This window comes from Phenylobacterium sp. RIFCSPHIGHO2_01_FULL_69_31, assembly GCF_001824475.1.
Taxonomy (GTDB): Bacteria; Pseudomonadota; Alphaproteobacteria; order Caulobacterales; family Caulobacteraceae; genus Phenylobacterium.
The window spans coordinates 1-14634 of sequence record NZ_MHXN01000012.1 but is presented as its reverse complement, the minus strand read 5'-3'; the positions used below and the strand labels follow the sequence as shown (position 1 = coordinate 14634).

General features: G+C 69.3%; 12 protein-coding genes and 1 tRNA gene. 7 read left to right on the top strand and 6 right to left on the bottom strand.

Annotated features, from left to right (window positions below; all coding sequences use genetic code 11):
* The first annotated feature begins 111 nt into the window (after positions 1-111).
* A complete protein-coding gene (locus tag A2790_RS08325; protein ID WP_293389840.1) occupies positions 112-567 on the top strand; it encodes a MaoC family dehydratase in 456 nt (151 codons plus the stop codon).
* 258 nt (positions 568-825) lie between these two features.
* Entirely contained in the window at positions 826-2040 is a 1215-nt protein-coding gene (locus A2790_RS08320; protein WP_293389838.1) for a calcium-binding protein, read from the top strand.
* A 19-nt stretch (positions 2041-2059) separates the two neighbouring features.
* Here the strand turns inward: A2790_RS08320 and A2790_RS08315 are convergent, their stop codons facing one another.
* A complete protein-coding gene (locus tag A2790_RS08315) occupies positions 2060-2902 on the bottom strand; it encodes an alpha/beta hydrolase (RefSeq protein WP_293389835.1) in 843 nt (280 codons plus the stop codon).
* Between the two features lie 195 nt (positions 2903-3097).
* Here A2790_RS08315 and A2790_RS08310 point away from each other — a divergent pair, with 195 nt between their 5' ends.
* Together A2790_RS08310 and A2790_RS08305 are read left to right on the top strand one after the other, a co-directional pair.
* Positions 3098-3898 (top strand): DUF3313 domain-containing protein, encoded by an 801-nt coding sequence (locus A2790_RS08310; RefSeq protein WP_293389833.1) that lies wholly within the window; start codon positions 3098-3100, stop codon positions 3896-3898.
* Positions 3895-4641: a hypothetical protein gene (locus A2790_RS08305; protein ID WP_293389831.1), complete on the top strand. Its 747-nt coding sequence runs from the start codon at positions 3895-3897 to the stop codon at positions 4639-4641. The genes A2790_RS08310 and A2790_RS08305 overlap by 4 nt, the downstream gene beginning before the upstream one ends.
* A gap of 67 nt (positions 4642-4708) precedes the next feature.
* On the opposite strand, the gene A2790_RS08300 is transcribed toward A2790_RS08305, so the two are convergent.
* The 4 genes from A2790_RS08300 to A2790_RS08285 all read right to left on the bottom strand — a co-directional run bounded on the left by A2790_RS08300 (position 4709) and on the right by A2790_RS08285 (position 10813).
* Complete coding sequence (locus tag A2790_RS08300) at positions 4709-6025, bottom strand: DUF2254 domain-containing protein (protein WP_293389829.1); 1317 nt, start codon at positions 6023-6025, stop codon at positions 4709-4711.
* A 104-nt stretch (positions 6026-6129) separates the two neighbouring features.
* Positions 6130-7185: a 2-oxoacid:ferredoxin oxidoreductase subunit beta gene (locus tag A2790_RS08295; RefSeq protein ID WP_293389827.1), complete on the bottom strand. Its 1056-nt coding sequence runs from the start codon at positions 7183-7185 to the stop codon at positions 6130-6132.
* The gene (locus A2790_RS08290) at positions 7182-9038 is read right to left on the bottom strand and encodes a 2-oxoacid:acceptor oxidoreductase subunit alpha (RefSeq protein WP_293389824.1); all 1857 of its coding nucleotides are present in this window, start codon (positions 9036-9038) and stop codon (positions 7182-7184) included. Before A2790_RS08290 ends, A2790_RS08295 begins: the two co-directional genes overlap by 4 nt.
* Positions 9023-10813 carry an FAD-dependent oxidoreductase gene (locus tag A2790_RS08285; protein ID WP_293389821.1) on the bottom strand — a complete coding sequence of 597 codons (1791 nt, stop codon included), beginning with the start codon at positions 10811-10813 and terminating at the stop codon, positions 9023-9025. Before A2790_RS08285 ends, A2790_RS08290 begins: the two co-directional genes overlap by 16 nt.
* A 336-nt stretch (positions 10814-11149) precedes the next feature.
* Here A2790_RS08285 and A2790_RS08280 point away from each other — a divergent pair, with 336 nt between their 5' ends.
* Positions 11150-11341, top strand: coding sequence for a hypothetical protein (locus A2790_RS08280; protein WP_293389818.1), 192 nt, complete (start codon positions 11150-11152; stop codon positions 11339-11341).
* A gap of 170 nt (positions 11342-11511) precedes the next feature.
* On the opposite strand, the gene tig is transcribed toward A2790_RS08280, so the two are convergent.
* The gene (gene tig, locus A2790_RS08275) at positions 11512-12870 is read right to left on the bottom strand and encodes a trigger factor (protein WP_293389906.1); all 1359 of its coding nucleotides are present in this window, start codon (positions 12868-12870) and stop codon (positions 11512-11514) included.
* A gap of 188 nt (positions 12871-13058) precedes the next feature.
* Between tig and A2790_RS08270 the strand changes: the two genes are divergently transcribed.
* Positions 13059-13143, top strand: a tRNA-Leu gene (locus A2790_RS08270).
* A gap of 102 nt (positions 13144-13245) precedes the next feature.
* Complete coding sequence (locus tag A2790_RS08265; RefSeq protein ID WP_293389816.1) at positions 13246-14475, top strand: glycosyltransferase; 1230 nt, start codon at positions 13246-13248, stop codon at positions 14473-14475.
* Positions 14476-14634: the final 159 nt, after the last annotated feature.

Here is a 14634-nt window from a genome sequence, read left to right as displayed (position 1 = left end):
GCTAGCACGCCAAGGCCTGCCTCTTGCACCCTGCCTCTCTATCGCCATCCGCCACAGCTCAGCCCGCGTTTCCGCTAGCGACCCGCCGCCTCCGCCTTTAATCCCCACCACATGACTGAACCTCATCCGTCCGGCGGCTACATCCTGGAGGAGCTCTCCGTCGGGATGACGGCCGAGAAGCTTGTGACCGTGACCGAGGAGCGAATCCGGCGGTTCGCGGAGGCGTCGGACGATTTCAATCCGCTGCACATGGACGAGGCGTTCGCGTCGAAGACGGCCTATCGGGGCCGGATCGCGCATGGCCTGTTGTCGGCGTCGTTCGGCTCGGCGGTGGTCGGCACGATCCTGCCGGGGGCCGGGGCGATCTACCTGGGCCAGACGCTGAACTTCCATAAGCCGGTCCGCATCGGCGACGTCGTCTCGGCGCGGGTGACGGTCGCGAGCATCGATGAGGCGGCCGCGCGGGTCGTCCTGCGCTGCGACGCCTTCGTCGAGGGCGAACTGATCATGGATGGCGAAGCGACGGTGCGGGTCCCGCGGCGCCGGCGGCCGTCGAAGGCGCCCTAGCCGCCCTGCCCCGCGCGTATCACACGGCTGCAGCCTCCATCGCGCAGCGAGCGTCGGGCGCAGCGGCCGTTGTAGCCCATTCGGCCTAATGGCCGTCGGGGGCCGGTCCTTCTAGCCTGGGTCTCCAAGCAAGGCGGGCGACCGGGGCATGAACGTCGAGGCCCAAAAGGCGCGGCGACTCGCCCTTGCGCCTCGCCCGCCGAGTGGCATTCCCCCTGCAAGGGCGGGGGCGACGTGTCCCAGTAAAGGTCGCCCTTCATGCCCACCCTGAACGTGCCGGCCTCTGGCCCCGCCACCACGATCTCGTTCAATCCCGCCGCCGGCGGCCGGGCGATCGGCCAGGTGACCCTGCCCACCCAGATGGGCGTCACCTTCGTGAAGCTGGACATTCCGCAGGGGGCTCAAACCATCCAGGTTCGCCTGCTGCCCGACCAGACCGATACCGGGCTGACCGGCCTGGTCGAGGAGGCCTGGCTCTCGGCGTCGCTCTATCGGGAGGTCGAGCCGGGCCAGTTCCTGATCACCACCATCCATGGCAGCCGCTCTGTCGACGACCCCTACATCGGGGCCCTGGACCCGGACAGGATCCAGGAGTTCGACTTTCCCGTCACGGCGGCGACGCGGGATCCGCACAGCACGCTCTCGGGCCGTGGCGCCTTCTTCCTGGTCATCGAAGGTCAGGCGACGCCGAACATCATGGGCGGATTCCTGAGTGGCCGCGTGGCGATCGAGGTCAGCGTCGATCAGGCCGGTCCGACCGGCGTCGATCCCCGCAACGTGCTCTGGGGCCCCGGCTGGATACAGCCGTATGGCGAAGCGAACCCGGGGGCGCCGACCGGTCCTGTCCAGCCCGGGCCGGTCCTCGCGCCGACCGCTGGCCCGGACACATTGATCGGCGGGGCCGGCAACGAGACCATCGATGGCGGCGGCGGCGAGGACTACATCCGCGGCGGCGACGGCAACGACCAGATCCGTGGCGGCACGGCCTTCGACGATGTCCACGGCAACACGGGCAACGACACCGTCTATGGGGGGCTCGACCACGATTGGGTGGTTGGCGGAAAGGGCGAGGACGCCCTCTTCGGTGACGACGGCAACGACCTGGTCCTGGGCAATATCGGCGCGGACACCTGCGAGGGCGGCGCCGGCGCCGACACCGTTCGCGGCGGCCAGGACAACGACATCATCCGCGGCGGCGCCGGCGCCGACTATGTTTCGGGGGACAAGGGCGCCGACACGGTCAGCGGGGGCGAAGGCGCCGACCTTTTCCACTCGTTCGGAGACGCCGGGATCGACCGGGTCCTGGACTTCAATCGCGCCGAGGGGGACCGGGTGCTGCTGGACCCCGGCACGCAGTACACGGTGAGCCAGGTCGGCGCCGACACAGTGATCAGCATGACGGGCGGGGGCGAGATGATCCTGGTCGGGGTCCAGGCCAGCTCGCTGACGTCGGGCTGGATCCTGGTGGGCTGACGCCGGACCCGGGACGCCGTCAGGCGCGGGCGGCAAGGCCGGCGATTGCGTCGGCGATGGTGGGGATCAGGACGGCCGGCAGTTCGTGGCCGACGCCCGGCAGGATCCGAAGGTCGGCTCCCGGGATGCCCGCGGCGAGGGCCTGGCCGTTGGCGAGCGGCAGGATCGGGTCTTCTTCGCCGTGGAGCACGAGGACCGGCTGGGCGATGCGGCGGAAGGCGGCGGTCCAGTCGCCCTGGGTCGCCACCGTGGCATGGTTGAAGGCGCTGAGAGGGCTGGACGTCCGCGTCAGGACGGCGGCGGCCTCGGCGCGGGCGGCGGCCGCGTCGAAGGGGATGGCCGACCCGGCGCAAAGGCGGGCGACCCCGGTGAGGAAGGCGATCGCGGCTTCCCGGTCGGACCAGTCGAGGTCGGCGAGGGTCTCGAAGTGTTCGAGGAACACCGGGGCGATGTGCGGCAGCGGCGGGCCGTCCCAGCCGAGCGGCTCGGCGCCGATGAGGGTGAGCGAGGCGATGCGCTCGGGGGCCGACAGCGCGGCGACCTGACCGATGTAGCCGCCCAGCGACATGCCGACCACATGGGCGCGGCCAGCGCCCTGGGCTGCGATGAGGCCAACGAGGTCCGCGGCCAGGTCCTCGACGGTGTAGGTCGCAGCGCCAGGGGCGACGGTGGTGGAGAGACCGGTGTCGCGGTGGTCGTAGCGGATGACGCGAAAGCCGCGGGCGGCGAGCGCTTCGCAGAGCGGCGCCGGCCAGCCCAGCATCGAATAGGTGGCCCCCATGGCCAGGACGATGAGAGGCGCGTCGGGGGCGCCGAAGGATTCAACGGCGATCTCCACGTCGCCGATCACCAGTCTGTCCATGTCTCACCGCACCTTGCTCGCGGGTCGGTATAATGGCTTGGCAGGCTTCGGGTTCGTGCGTCGCACGCCGCATCCGGAGATCAGGTGTTGCCGAACTGCAGACCTCGCGCCACCCGCCACGACCTCCCTCTGCCACACGCCTGCAACCTGCGCGGCGCAGCGTGCGTTCGGACAGTCTGTCCGGGGAGTCTGCCTTTGAAACTCGCGTTGGTGTTCCTGTTGCCGGCCGCCCTGTCCGCATGCGCCACGCCCGGGCGGTATTCCGGGCAGCTGTCCAGCTATGAAGGCCTGGAGGCCAAGGACGGCACGGTGCGGACCAGCGTCGTGCGGCGGAGCGACAAGGACCGGCTGGCGGAAGTCGGCCGGGTTTCGATCCAGCCGGCGCGGCTGGCGGAGGGCAAGACGACGGCCTGGCTGACGCCCCAGGAGCGTGACGTCCTGCTGCGGGAAGTGGACGCCCAGCTCTGTTTCGAGCTGACCGAGCGCTTTGCCCTCGCCCCGCCCGGCGAGACGGCGGACGCCGAGGTGCGGGCGATCGTGACGAGGGTGGCGCCCACCGGGCGCGCGGCCTCGGCCCTGTCGGCGGCCAGCGGCTTCTTCATCCCCGGGCCGATCGGCCTGCGCGTGCCGGGCACGGTGGGCGGGCTGGGCGCCGAGGCCGAGATGATCGCGCGGGACGGCAAGCAGGTCGCCGCCGTGGTCTGGAACCGTAACGCCACCCCCATCGGCACCGACGATCCCTCGCTGAGCCGCCTCGGGGACGCCCTGCAGTTCGCCGAGCCGTTCGGCGACACTGTGGGCGCGGTGATGACGCCCGAGGACCACAAGTCGCGGAAGATCGAGGACCCGGACCCCTGCGCCCAGTACGGCCCGCGCTTCCGCCCCGAGGGGTTCCTGGCGGGGATGGCGAGCGGGCTCTATGTTCCCGCCCTGAGCGGCGCCAAGGCCGCGCCCGACGACAAAGACGACGACAAAGACAAGGCTGAGAAACGGTGAACCCTGCCGCCCGGCGCGTGCTGATCCCCCTGGCCGTGGCCTTCGCCATCGGCGTTCCGGCCGCACAGGCGCTGCTGGACCTGGGCCTGTCGGCCTCGGAGTTCGCGGACGACGGCAACGAGACGCTGCGGGCCGCCGGCTACGCCTTCTCCATCTGGTCGGTGATCTATGCGGGGTTCTTGGCCTATGCGGTGTGGCAGGCGCTGCCCCGGAACCGGGACGATGCGGCGGTGGCGGCGACGGCGGCGCCGGCGATCGTGGCCATCGCCGGCTGCGGCGTCTGGCTGCTGGCGGCTGGGGCCAACTGGCAGTGGGCGAGCGTGGTCATCATCGTGACCTCGGCGGCGGCGGCGATCTTCGCCCTGATGCGAGCCCTGCCCGCCTATGAGTCGAACGTGCGCGATCACCTGTTCGTCTACTGGCCGCTGGGCCTACTCGCGGGCTGGCTGACCATCGCCTCGGCGATCAACATCGTGACCGTCCTCACCGCCTTCCGGCTGGTTCCGCCCGGGAGCGAGGTGGTGGGCGTGGTCGGGGTGGCCGTGGTGACGGCGGTGGGCGCGGCGGTGCTGTTGCGCCTGCGGCTCCTGGCCTATGCCGTGCCGATCGTCTGGGGCCTGATCGCGGTGTGGGTCGCCGAGCACGAGGCCAAGCCCCTGCCCGCCGGGGCGGCCCTGGCGGGCGCCGCCGCGCTCGCCATCCTGGCGATCTGGTTGGGGCGGCCTAACGTCGCGAAGCGTTGATGCGGTCGAGGGCGGCCTCGCCGGGCGAGGGTTTGGCTTCGAAGCGCGGGTTGAGAGGCGCGGCCCCCTAGCATTCGACAACCGTCGCGCTCGAACGGCTGGCGATGGTCGCCAGAAACGCCCTGTGGGCCGCGTCTAGCGCCTCCAGGTCGAACCGGTTGACGAACCCGACGCGCGCCTCCTCGACGACCTCCTCGGCCGTGCGGCGCAGGGCGGAGAGCCGCTCGTCCCGCCGTTCGACGCCGGCCACCGCGTTCAGCACCGCCATGAGATGCAGCAGCACCGCGGGCGTGCGCCCGGCGGCCTGGCGGATCATCGGGAACATCGCCTGGAGCACATCGCCGTAGGTTAGAGCCGGGATCAGCAGCCTCGGCTCGCCCTCGTGTTGGATCACGCCGCTGCGGAGCTCGCGCGAGGCGATCCCAGCCAGGGCGCCGCCCAGACGGTCGAGGACGCTGATCGCCGTGCGGGGGTCGTTGATGCCGGGCGAGAGCGCGCGAACCGCGACCTCCACGAGTTGCAGGACCGGGTAGGTCAGGTCGCCGGGGCTGCCTCCCTGCGCGCTCAAGGCCGTGCCGTCGTGCAGCGCCTTGCGGGCGCCCTCCACCGGCGGGCAAACCAGGGCGATCGCCGCGCCGGGGTAAACGAACTGCCCGGGTCGGATAAGGAGGCGGATCGTCGTGCCATGTTCGGCCGCCCATTCGGCGAGCCCGGCGGCGTCGATCTGCTGCAAGTATCCTGAGGCCTCGAATCTGACCTCGCCGGCGCCACGCCAGTCGAGGTCGATCGGCGGGGTCGCGTCGGCCTCGCCCGCCGGCGAGGTCAGACGATCGATGTCGCGCTGGATGTCGTCATGGACCAGATCGATCACGGTATCGACGTTGATCCGGGTCGCGACGTGATGGACGAAATAGATCATCAACGCGATGCAGGCGCCGGACAGGGCGAGGCCGAGCGTAACGCCCAACGACGGCACGAAGGGGTTCTCCTCGCCCCCGCGGACCGACCGCAGGACGATGAGGGCATAAGCGAACGTGCCGAGCAGAACGCCGAGCGTGACCTGGTTGCCGCGGTCCCTGACGAAGTTCCGCAACAGGCGGGGCCCCATCTGACTTGAAGCCAGCGAGAGCGCGGCGATGGTGATGGAGAAGAGGGTCCCGGCGACGCCGATCGTCGACGACGCGACGGCGCCTAGCAGTGTGCGCGCGCCGGTCTCTCCGCCTCCATAAATCCAATCCGACGGGAGCCAATCCGGCAGGGCGCCCCAGATCTGGATCTCGACCACCAACAGGCCGAGCCCGGCAAGGATGACGACGATGGCCGCCGGCAAGACCCAGAAGGCGTCCGCAAGGCTTCGCAACAGTCGCCGAGCGCGCGCGATCATCCGGTCTCCCCGCCCCGCGCCGCGATGAGCGGCAGGATCGGTTCGCTAACCGCCAAGCGGCGCCGTGGTTCCGCGGGGACCCGCCGCTCCGGCGCGGGCGACGACTACCGCAGGCTGGCGTTGATGCGATCGAGGGCGGCCTGGCCTGGCACGAGCTCGGCTTCGGAGAGCTGGTTGAGCGGCGTGTCGACGGTGCCGACGGCGTCGTGGAGGTCGCCGGCCTCGGGATCGACGAAGAGGAGGCCGGTGACGATCTGGCCCCTCGCCTGCCGCGCCTGGAGGTAGCCCAGGGCCTGGGCGCGGCTGTTGGGGTTGTAGAGCTCGTTCAGCTTGTGCAGCGACAGGACCGAGCCGTCGTGCTGCTGGACCCGCACGGTCTCGCCCGGCTTGTAGTCCACGTGGATCGGGTCGCGCGGGGTAATGACGTCCAGCCGGTTCACCACCTCGTTGTGCTCGCGGACGTAGTCGAAACTCTTGGTCGAGCCCGGGTGGTTGTTGAACTGCACGCAAGGGGAGATGCAGTCGATGAAGGCGGCGCCCTTGTGCGCCAGGCCCGCCTTGATCAGGGGCACGAGCTGGGCCTTGTCGCCGGAGAAGCTGCGGCCGACGAAGGTGGCGCCCATCTGGAGGGCCAGGCTGACCATGTCGATGCCGGCGTCGTGGTTGACCACGCCCCGCTTGGACTTGGAACCCTTGTCGGAGGTGGCCGAGAACTGGCCCTTCGTCAGGCCGTACACGCCGTTGTTCTCGACGATGTAGAGCATGTTCACGCCGCGGCGGATGGCGTGAGCGAACTGGCCGAGGCCGATGGAGGCGGAATCGCCGTCGCCGGAGACGCCGAGGTAGATCAGCTCGCGGTTGGCGAGGTTGGCGCCGGTCAGCACCGAGGGCATGCGGCCGTGGACGGTATTGAAGCCGTGGCTGGCGCCCAGGAAGTAGTCGGGCGTCTTGGACGAACAACCGATGCCGGAGAGCTTGGCCACCCGGTGCGGCGGCAGCTCCAGCTCGAAACAGGCCTGGATGATGGCCGACGAGATGCTGTCGTGGCCGCAGCCGGCGCAGAGGGTCGAGACCGAGCCCTCGTAGTCGCGGCGCGTGTAGCCCAGGCTGTTGGTCGGCAGGCTGGGGTGATGCAGCTGGGGCTTCAGGATGTAGGTCATTCCGCAGCCTCGATCTGGCCCACCTGCATGCGCTGGGCGATGGCGCCGGCGATGAAGCGGGCGGTGATGGGGGTGCCGTCGTAGTGGAGGATGGAGACGAGCTTGGCGGGGTCCACGTCGCCCTCGGTCATCACCAGGGTGCGCAGCTGGGCGTCGCGGTTCTGCTCGATCAGGTAGACGCGGTCGTGCTGGGCGATGAAGTCGAAGACCTCGTCGGCGAAGGGGAAGGCCCGCACGCGCAGCGCGTTCAGCCGCCGTCCCTGCGCCTCAAGCATCTCCAAGGCCTCGTGCATGGCCGGGGTGGTGGAGCCGAAATAGATGACGCCCTCGCGGGTCTTGCCCTTGGCGGGCCGGATCACCGGCGCCGGGACCAGGGCCTTGGCGGTCTCGAACTTGCGGAGCAGCCGCTCCATGTTGTCGACGTAGACCGCGCCCTCCTCCGAGTAGCGGGCGTAGGGGTTCCGCGAGGTGCCGCGGGTGAAGTAGCCGCCCTTGGTGGGGTGCGTGCCCGGATAGGTGCGGTAGGGGATGCCGTCGCCGTCCACGTCCTTGTAGCGGCCGAAGTCCGCGCCCGCCTCCAGCTGCTCGGCGGTCATGACCTTGCCGCGGTCGAGGCGGCGGGTGTCGTCCCAGCGGAAGGGCTCGGTCAGCCACTCGTTCATGCCGATGTCGAGGTCGAGCATGACGAAAACCGTGGTCTGCAGCCGGTCGGCCAGGTCGAACGCCTGGGCCCCCATCTCGAAGCATTCGCCGGGGTCGGCGGGCAGCAGCATCGGGTGCTTGGTGTCGCCGTGGCCGGCGTAGGCGGCGGCCAGCAGATCCGCCTGTTGCGTGCGGGTGGGCATGCCGGTGGACGGCCCGCCCCGCTGGACGTCGAAGATCACCGCCGGGATCTCGGCGAAGTACGAGAGGCCGATGAACTCGGTCATCAGCGACACGCCGGGCCCCGAGGTGGCGGTGAAGGCGCGGCAGCCGTTCCAGCCGGCGCCGACGACCATGCCGATGGAGGCGATCTCGTCCTCGGCCTGGATGATCGCGCAGCGGCCCTTTCCGGTCTCAGGATCTGTCCGCAAGTCCTGGCAATAGCTGGTAAAAGCCTCGGCAAGTGAGGTGGACGGCGTGATCGGATACCAGGCGCAGACGGTGGCCCCGCCATAGACCGCGCCCAGGGCCGCGGCCTGGTTGCCCTCCACATAGATCCGGTCGCCCACGCCGTTGGCGGGCCGGACCTGCAGCGGCAGCGGCGCCAGGCGCTCGCGGACATAGCCGTGGCCCATGTGCAGGGCCTCGACATTGGCCTTGATCAGCCGGTCCTTGCCGGCGAAGTCGTCGGTCAGGAGGCTCTCGATGGCGGCCAGGTCGATGCCAAGAAGCGCCGCCAAGGCCCCGACATATATGGTGTTCTTGAAGAGCTGGCGTTCGCGCGGAAGCTCGTAGGCCTCGTTGCACATGGCCGTCAGCGGCACGCCGATGACGGTGATGTCGTCCCGGAAGCGCGAGGGCGGGATCGGCTTGGTGGAGTCGTATAACAGGAAGCCCCCGCTCTCGATCTCGGCCAGATCCCGATCCCAGGTCTGGGGGTTCATGGCGACCATCAGGTCGACGCCGCCGCGCCGGCCCAGATACCCCGCCTCGGTGATCCGCACCTCGTACCAGGTGGGGAGGCCCTGAATGTTCGACGGGAAGATGTTGCGCGCCGCCACCGGCACGCCCATCCGCATCACCGAGCGGGCGAAGAGGCCGTTGGCGCTGGCCGATCCCGAGCCGTTCACATTGGCGAACTTGACGACGAAGTCGTTGATCCGGGGCTTGCCGCCCGACGCCTGCCCCCCTGCCGTTACTGACTCAGGCATTGCGGCCCCGCGTGCGTCATCTCGAGATAGAACTTCTGCATGTCCCAGGCGCCCGTGGGGCACCGTTCGGCGCATAGGCCGCAGTGCAGGCAGACGTCCTCGTCCTTGGCCATCACCCGGCCGGTGGCCAGCTTGCCGGAGACATAGAGATCCTGGGTCAGGTTCGTGGCCGCCGCCTTCAGGCGACCGCGCAGGTCGGCTTCCTCACCGTCCTCGGTGAAGGTGATGCAGTCCATCGGGCAGATGTCGACGCAGGCGTCGCACTCAATGCACAGCTTGTCGGCGAACACCGTCTGGACGTCGCAGTTCAGGCAGCGCTGCGCCTCCTTCAGGCCCAGCTCCCGGTCGAAACCCAGCTCGACCTCGAGGCGCACGTTGGTCAGGGCTTCCTTCTTGTCGAGCAGCGGGACCCGGTAGCGGTGGTCGTTGGAGACGTCGTTGTCGTAGCTCCACTCGTGGATGCCCATCTTCTGGCTCACGAGAGTCACGCCGGGCGGCGGACGGACGCTCACGTCCTCGCCGCAGCTGAACTTGTGGATCGAGACCGCGGCCTCGTGGCCCTGCGCCACCGCCCAGATGATGTTCTTGGGCCCGAAGGCCGCATCGCCGCCGAAGAAGACGTTGGGGAGGGTCGACTGGAAGCTGGCCGGGTCGACCTGGGGCATATGCCATTCGTCGAACTGAAGGCCGATGTCGGTCTCGATCCAGGGGAACGCGTTCTCCTGCCCCACGGCCACCAGCACGTCGTCGCATTCGTAGTGCTCGTCCGGCTCGCCGGAGGGGACGAGCCGGCGTCGGCCCCGGTCGTCGAACTCCGCTTTCACCACCTCGAAGAGCACGCCGGTCAGCCGCCCGCCGTCGTGGGTGAAGGCCTTGGGGACGCGGTAGTTGAGGATCGGGATGTCCTCGTGCATCGCGTCCTCCTTCTCCCAGGGGGACGCCTTCATCTCCTCGAAGCCGGAGCGGACGATCACCTTCACGTCCTCGCCGCCCAGGCGGCGCGAGGTGCGGCAGCAGTCCATGGCGGTGTTGCCGCCGCCGAGGACGATCACGCGGCGGCCGATCCGCTCGATGTGGCCGAAGGAGACCGAGCTCAGCCAGTCGATGCCGATGTGGATATTGGCGGCGGCCTCCTGTCGGCCCGGCAGGTCCAGGTCGCGGCCGCGCGGGGCGCCGGAGCCGACGAAGACGGCGTCGTAGCCCTCCTCCAGCAGCGCTTTCAGGCTGTCGATCCGCTGGCCGAAGCGCATCTCGACGCCGCCGAGGGCCTGGACGTAGCCGACCTCCTCGTCGATCACCTCCTCGGGCAGGCGGAAGCGCGGGATCTGGCTGCGGATCATCCCGGCCGACCGGGCCTCGCCGTCGAAGATGGTGAGCTGGTAGCCCAGGGGCGCGAGGTCCCGCGCCACGGTCAGCGAGGCCGGGCCGCAGCCCACGAGGGCGATCCGCTTGCCGTTAGGCGCGGCGGCGGGCGGCGGCATCAGGCCGGTGACGTCCGACTTGTTGTCGGCGGCGACCCGCTTCAGCCGGCAGATCGCCACCGGCTCGTCCTCCACCCGGCCCCGGCGGCAGGCGGGCTCGCAGGGGCGGTCGCAGGTCCGCCCGAGAATCCCCGGGAAGACGTTGGACTTCCAGTTGATCATGTAGGCTTCGGAGTAGCGGCCCTCCGCGATCAGGCGGATGTACTCCGGGACGGGGGTGTGGGCCGGACAGGCCCACTGGCAATCGACGACCTTGTGAAAGTAGTCGGACTCAAGCTCACGCGTGCGCTGCAAAACTCGCTTCCTCCGGGACGCTCTACTCCCGGGGACAGGAAGTCGACTCTGCGCTCGGCAGAGATGGCTCCACGCCCCGACGCGGCGATGGAAGAACAGGTTACGTCCGCGTCGCCAGGGAAGCCAACCGTTTCCTGATCAAGGTTCACCGATTCCTGGCGCTCCGTTCCGAAGACCCGCTTCGACCTGCCGGCCCGAGGGGCATGAACATCCACACCAGAGTGTGATCGCGCGGCGCAGCTTTCGGGCCGCGCGGCCGTTGGCGGGTGTGACGGGTAAATGATACCTTAATCGTGGGAGAGGGCTCCGCCGGGGCGGAGCTGTGGGAGAACCGACATGGACATGCCGCGCGAACGCGTGCCCGAAGGCGCGCCGGTTACTTTCGAGGACGTCGCCTTCGAAGACCTGGATCCGACCGCCCTGTCGCCGCTGGATCCGACCGAGGCGCTGGACCTGCACCGCGCCATCAACGAACGGCGGGCTCAGGTGGAGAACGGCGAGGCCCTGCGTCACCTGCGTTCGCTGTAAAGCGGTCGTCCCGGTTTCCGCGCCAGCGCAAGACCGGGACCCCAATGTGCAAACGGCGCCGTCTCGAACCGAGGCGGCGCCGTCGCTTTATCTGGATCTGATCCGGCGCTCCGGGGTCCCGGTCTTCGCCTGCGGCGAAACCGGGATGACACCGTGTGCGCGGAAGCGACCTACTCGGTGTAGCCTTCCGGCAGGTCGTCTTCCTTCATCAGCTCGTCCTTCGAGACCTTCTTCTCCTTGACCTTGGCCTTGGAGACGATGAGGTCGACGACCTTGTCCTCGAAGATCGGGGCGCGCAGCTGGGCCTGGGCGTTCTGGTTCTCGCGCAGCAGGTTGAACACCTGCTGGGCCTGCGGGCCGTACTTGATGGCTTCGCGGCGGATCGCCTCGTTCAGCTCCTGCTCGGTCACCTGGACGTTGTTGGCGCGGCCGATTTCGGCGAGCACCAGGCCCAGGCGCACGCGGCGCTCGGCGATTTTGCGATATTCCTTCTGAAGCTGCTCCTCGGACTTATCGGCGTCCTCGGGGGGGAGCTGGCCGGCTTCCTTGTCCTGCTGCACCTGGCCCCAGATCGAAGCGAACTCGGCCTCGACCATCTTCGGCGGCAGCGGGAAGTCGTGCTTGGAGTCCAGCTCGTCCAGCAGGGCGCGCTTCAGCTTGAAGCGCGAGGCGCCGGCGTACTGTTCTTCCAGGTTGCCCTTCACCAGCTCCTTGAGCTTCTCCAGGCTGTCGAGGCCAAGGCGCTTGGCGAACTCGTCGTCGGCCGGCGAGTCGACCGGGCCGCGCACTTCCTTCACCTTGGTCTCGAACTCGGCGTCCTTGCCGGCCAGGTTGGCGGCCTGGTAGTCGGTCGGGAAGGTCACCTTCACCGTCACGTCGCTGTCCGGCTTGGCGCCCACCAGCTGGGCCTCGAAGCCCGGGATGAACTGGCCCGAACCCAGGACCAGCTCGACGTCGTTCGCCGTGCCGCCCTCGAAGGCTTCGCCGTCCACGCGGCCGATGAAGTCGATGACCACCTGGTCGCCGTCCTTGGCCTTCACGGTCTTGCCGGTCTTGGCCTCGTAGGTGCGGTTCTGGCTGGCCAGCTCGGCCACCGCCTCGTCCACTTCCTTATCGGTCGGGGTGTAGACCGGCTTGGTCAGCGACAGCGAGGCGCCGTCCACCGGCTCGAACTCGGGCATCAGGTCGATCGACAGCTCGTAGGCCAGGTCGGCCTTGCCATCCATCACCGCCTCGATGTCGCCTTCCGGCTTCAGCTCGGGCTCGCCGGCGGGGCGCAGCTTGTTGTCGTCCAGGATCTTCTGGGTGGTCTCGGTCAGGCTCTGCTGGACCACTTCGCTCATGATGGACTTGCCGTACAGGCGACGCACGTGGGCCGGCGGCACCTTGCCGGGGCGGAAGCCCTTGACGTTGAGGGTGGGGGCGATCTCCTTGATCCGGGCTTCCAGACGCTCGGTCAGGTCCGACATGGGGACCGTCACGCCGTAGACGCGGCTCAGGCCTTCACCAGACTTCTCAACGATTTGCATCGACATTCTCAAGTTTCCTGGACCCTGCGCGACGCGCGCCTTGTCCGTTCATGGCGTCAAACGGGGAAGGCCGCCGGACGGGGCCCGGCGGCGCGAAGCGGCCCTTATGTCACGGGGAACCGGCGCCTCCAAGCCCCCTGCCCCTTGACGCCGGCCCCGCGGCCCGCGATGGCAGGCCGCTACCCCACGCGGATGTGGCGGAATTGGTAGACGCACTGGATTTAGGTTCCAGCGCCGCAAGGCGTGGAGGTTCGACTCCTCTCATCCGCACCAGCCTTCGCGCGCCGGGCGCGCTTCGGCTCGGCAAGCCGTCTCCCGGGAAAGCGCTGCCGTCCGGGGCGTGACAGCCGCGCGGGCGCAAGGCAGAACGCGGCCATGTCCAACGGCGTGCTTTTCATCCACAACAACTTCCCCGGCCAGTTCGGGGACCTGGCGCAGCAGCTGCTGGCGCGGGGCGTGCCGTGCCTGGCGGTCGGCCAGCACCACGCCCGCGGCATGACCGGCGTGAAAATCGCCCGCTACACCCTGCAGCGCGGCTCGACGCCCGGTATCTTTCCGTTGGCCACGCGCGCGGAGGCGGACCTGATCCGGGCCCGCAGCGCCTATGACGCGGCGATGGCGCTGAGGAACGAAGGCTGGGACCCGGCGGTGATCGTCGGCCATCCGGGCTGGGGCGAGATGACCTTCATCTCCGAGGTCTTTCCCAATGCCAAGCGGGTCGCCTTCGCCGAGTTCTACTACCACGGCCGCGGCTTCGACGTGGGCTTCGACACCGAGTTCCAGGCCCACGACCAGGAGGCGGTGCTGCGCGCCGACGCCAAGAACGGCATGATGGCCGTCGCCTACGCCGAGGCCGATGCGATCGTGACGCCGACGCCGTTCCAGGCCAGCACCCTGCCCCCGCGCTTTCGCGAGGCCACGCGGGTGTTCCACGAAGGCGTAGACATGGACGCCATCCGCCCCGGCCCGCCCGAACCGTTCGCCCTGGACGACGGGCGCGTGATCGAGCCCGGTACGCCCGTGATCACCCACGTGAACAACCACATGGAGCCCCTGCGCGGACTGCACATCCTGGCGCGCGCCCTGCCCCGGCTGCTGCGCGAGGTCCCGGAGGCGCAGGTGATCCTCATCGGCGATCCGACCAAGAAGCCCTATGGCGCCGCGGCCCCCGAAGGCATGACCTGGAAGGACGCCTGTTTCCAGGGCATCGACTACGACCCGGCGCGGGTGCACTTCCTGGGTCGGGTGGCGCACGAGCGGATGCTAGCCGCCCTGCGCCTGGGCGCGGCGCATGTCTACTACACCTACCCCTTCGTCCTCTCGTGGTCGCTTTCGGAGTCGATGGCGTCGGGGTGCTATGTGATCGGGTCCGACACCGCCCCCGTGCGCGATGCGATCCAGGACGGGAAGAACGGCCGGCTGCTGCCGTTCTTCGACGTGGACGCCCTCTCCGGCGCCATGATCGCCGCGTGCCGCGATCCCGAGGCCTCCCGGCCGCTGCGGGCGGCGGCGCGGGTCACGGCCGAGGCCATGTTCAGCCGCGCCAAGGGGCGGGAGGCCTGGTTCAAGCTGCTGCGGGAGCTGGGGCTGAAGATTCCGGGGTAGCACCGCCTGGACTTGTGTCCTCACAGATCGCGGGCGGGTCCGGTGATGCGGTGTTCAAGGGCCTGCTTCGACCCTGTGTGGACGGCTCTCCGTCGGCAAGGGTGTTCTTGAGCTGTTGCAGAGCTGGTCGGTGCGGCCATGTGTTCGGCCTGTCGATGC

Excerpts from the sequence above, each read along its gene's own strand:
- A2790_RS08320 (WP_293389838.1), top strand. The coding sequence starts at position 826 with ATGCCCACCCTGAACGTGCCGGCCTCTGGCCCCGCCACCACGATCTCG.
- A2790_RS08300 (WP_293389829.1), bottom strand. The coding sequence starts at position 6,025 with ATGATCGCGCGCGCTCGGCGACTGTTGCGAAGCCTTGCGGACGCCTTC.
- A2790_RS08325 (WP_293389840.1), top strand. The coding sequence starts at position 112 with ATGACTGAACCTCATCCGTCCGGCGGCTACATCCTGGAGGAGCTCTCC.
- A2790_RS08290 (WP_293389824.1), bottom strand. The coding sequence starts at position 9,038 with ATGCCTGAGTCAGTAACGGCAGGGGGGCAGGCGTCGGGCGGCAAGCCC.
- tig (WP_293389906.1), bottom strand. The coding sequence starts at position 12,870 with ATGCAAATCGTTGAGAAGTCTGGTGAAGGCCTGAGCCGCGTCTACGGC.
- A2790_RS08280 (WP_293389818.1), top strand. The coding sequence starts at position 11,150 with ATGGACATGCCGCGCGAACGCGTGCCCGAAGGCGCGCCGGTTACTTTC.
- A2790_RS08265 (WP_293389816.1), top strand. The coding sequence starts at position 13,246 with ATGTCCAACGGCGTGCTTTTCATCCACAACAACTTCCCCGGCCAGTTC.
- A2790_RS08315 (WP_293389835.1), bottom strand. The coding sequence starts at position 2,902 with ATGGACAGACTGGTGATCGGCGACGTGGAGATCGCCGTTGAATCCTTC.
- A2790_RS08295 (WP_293389827.1), bottom strand. The coding sequence starts at position 7,185 with ATGACCTACATCCTGAAGCCCCAGCTGCATCACCCCAGCCTGCCGACC.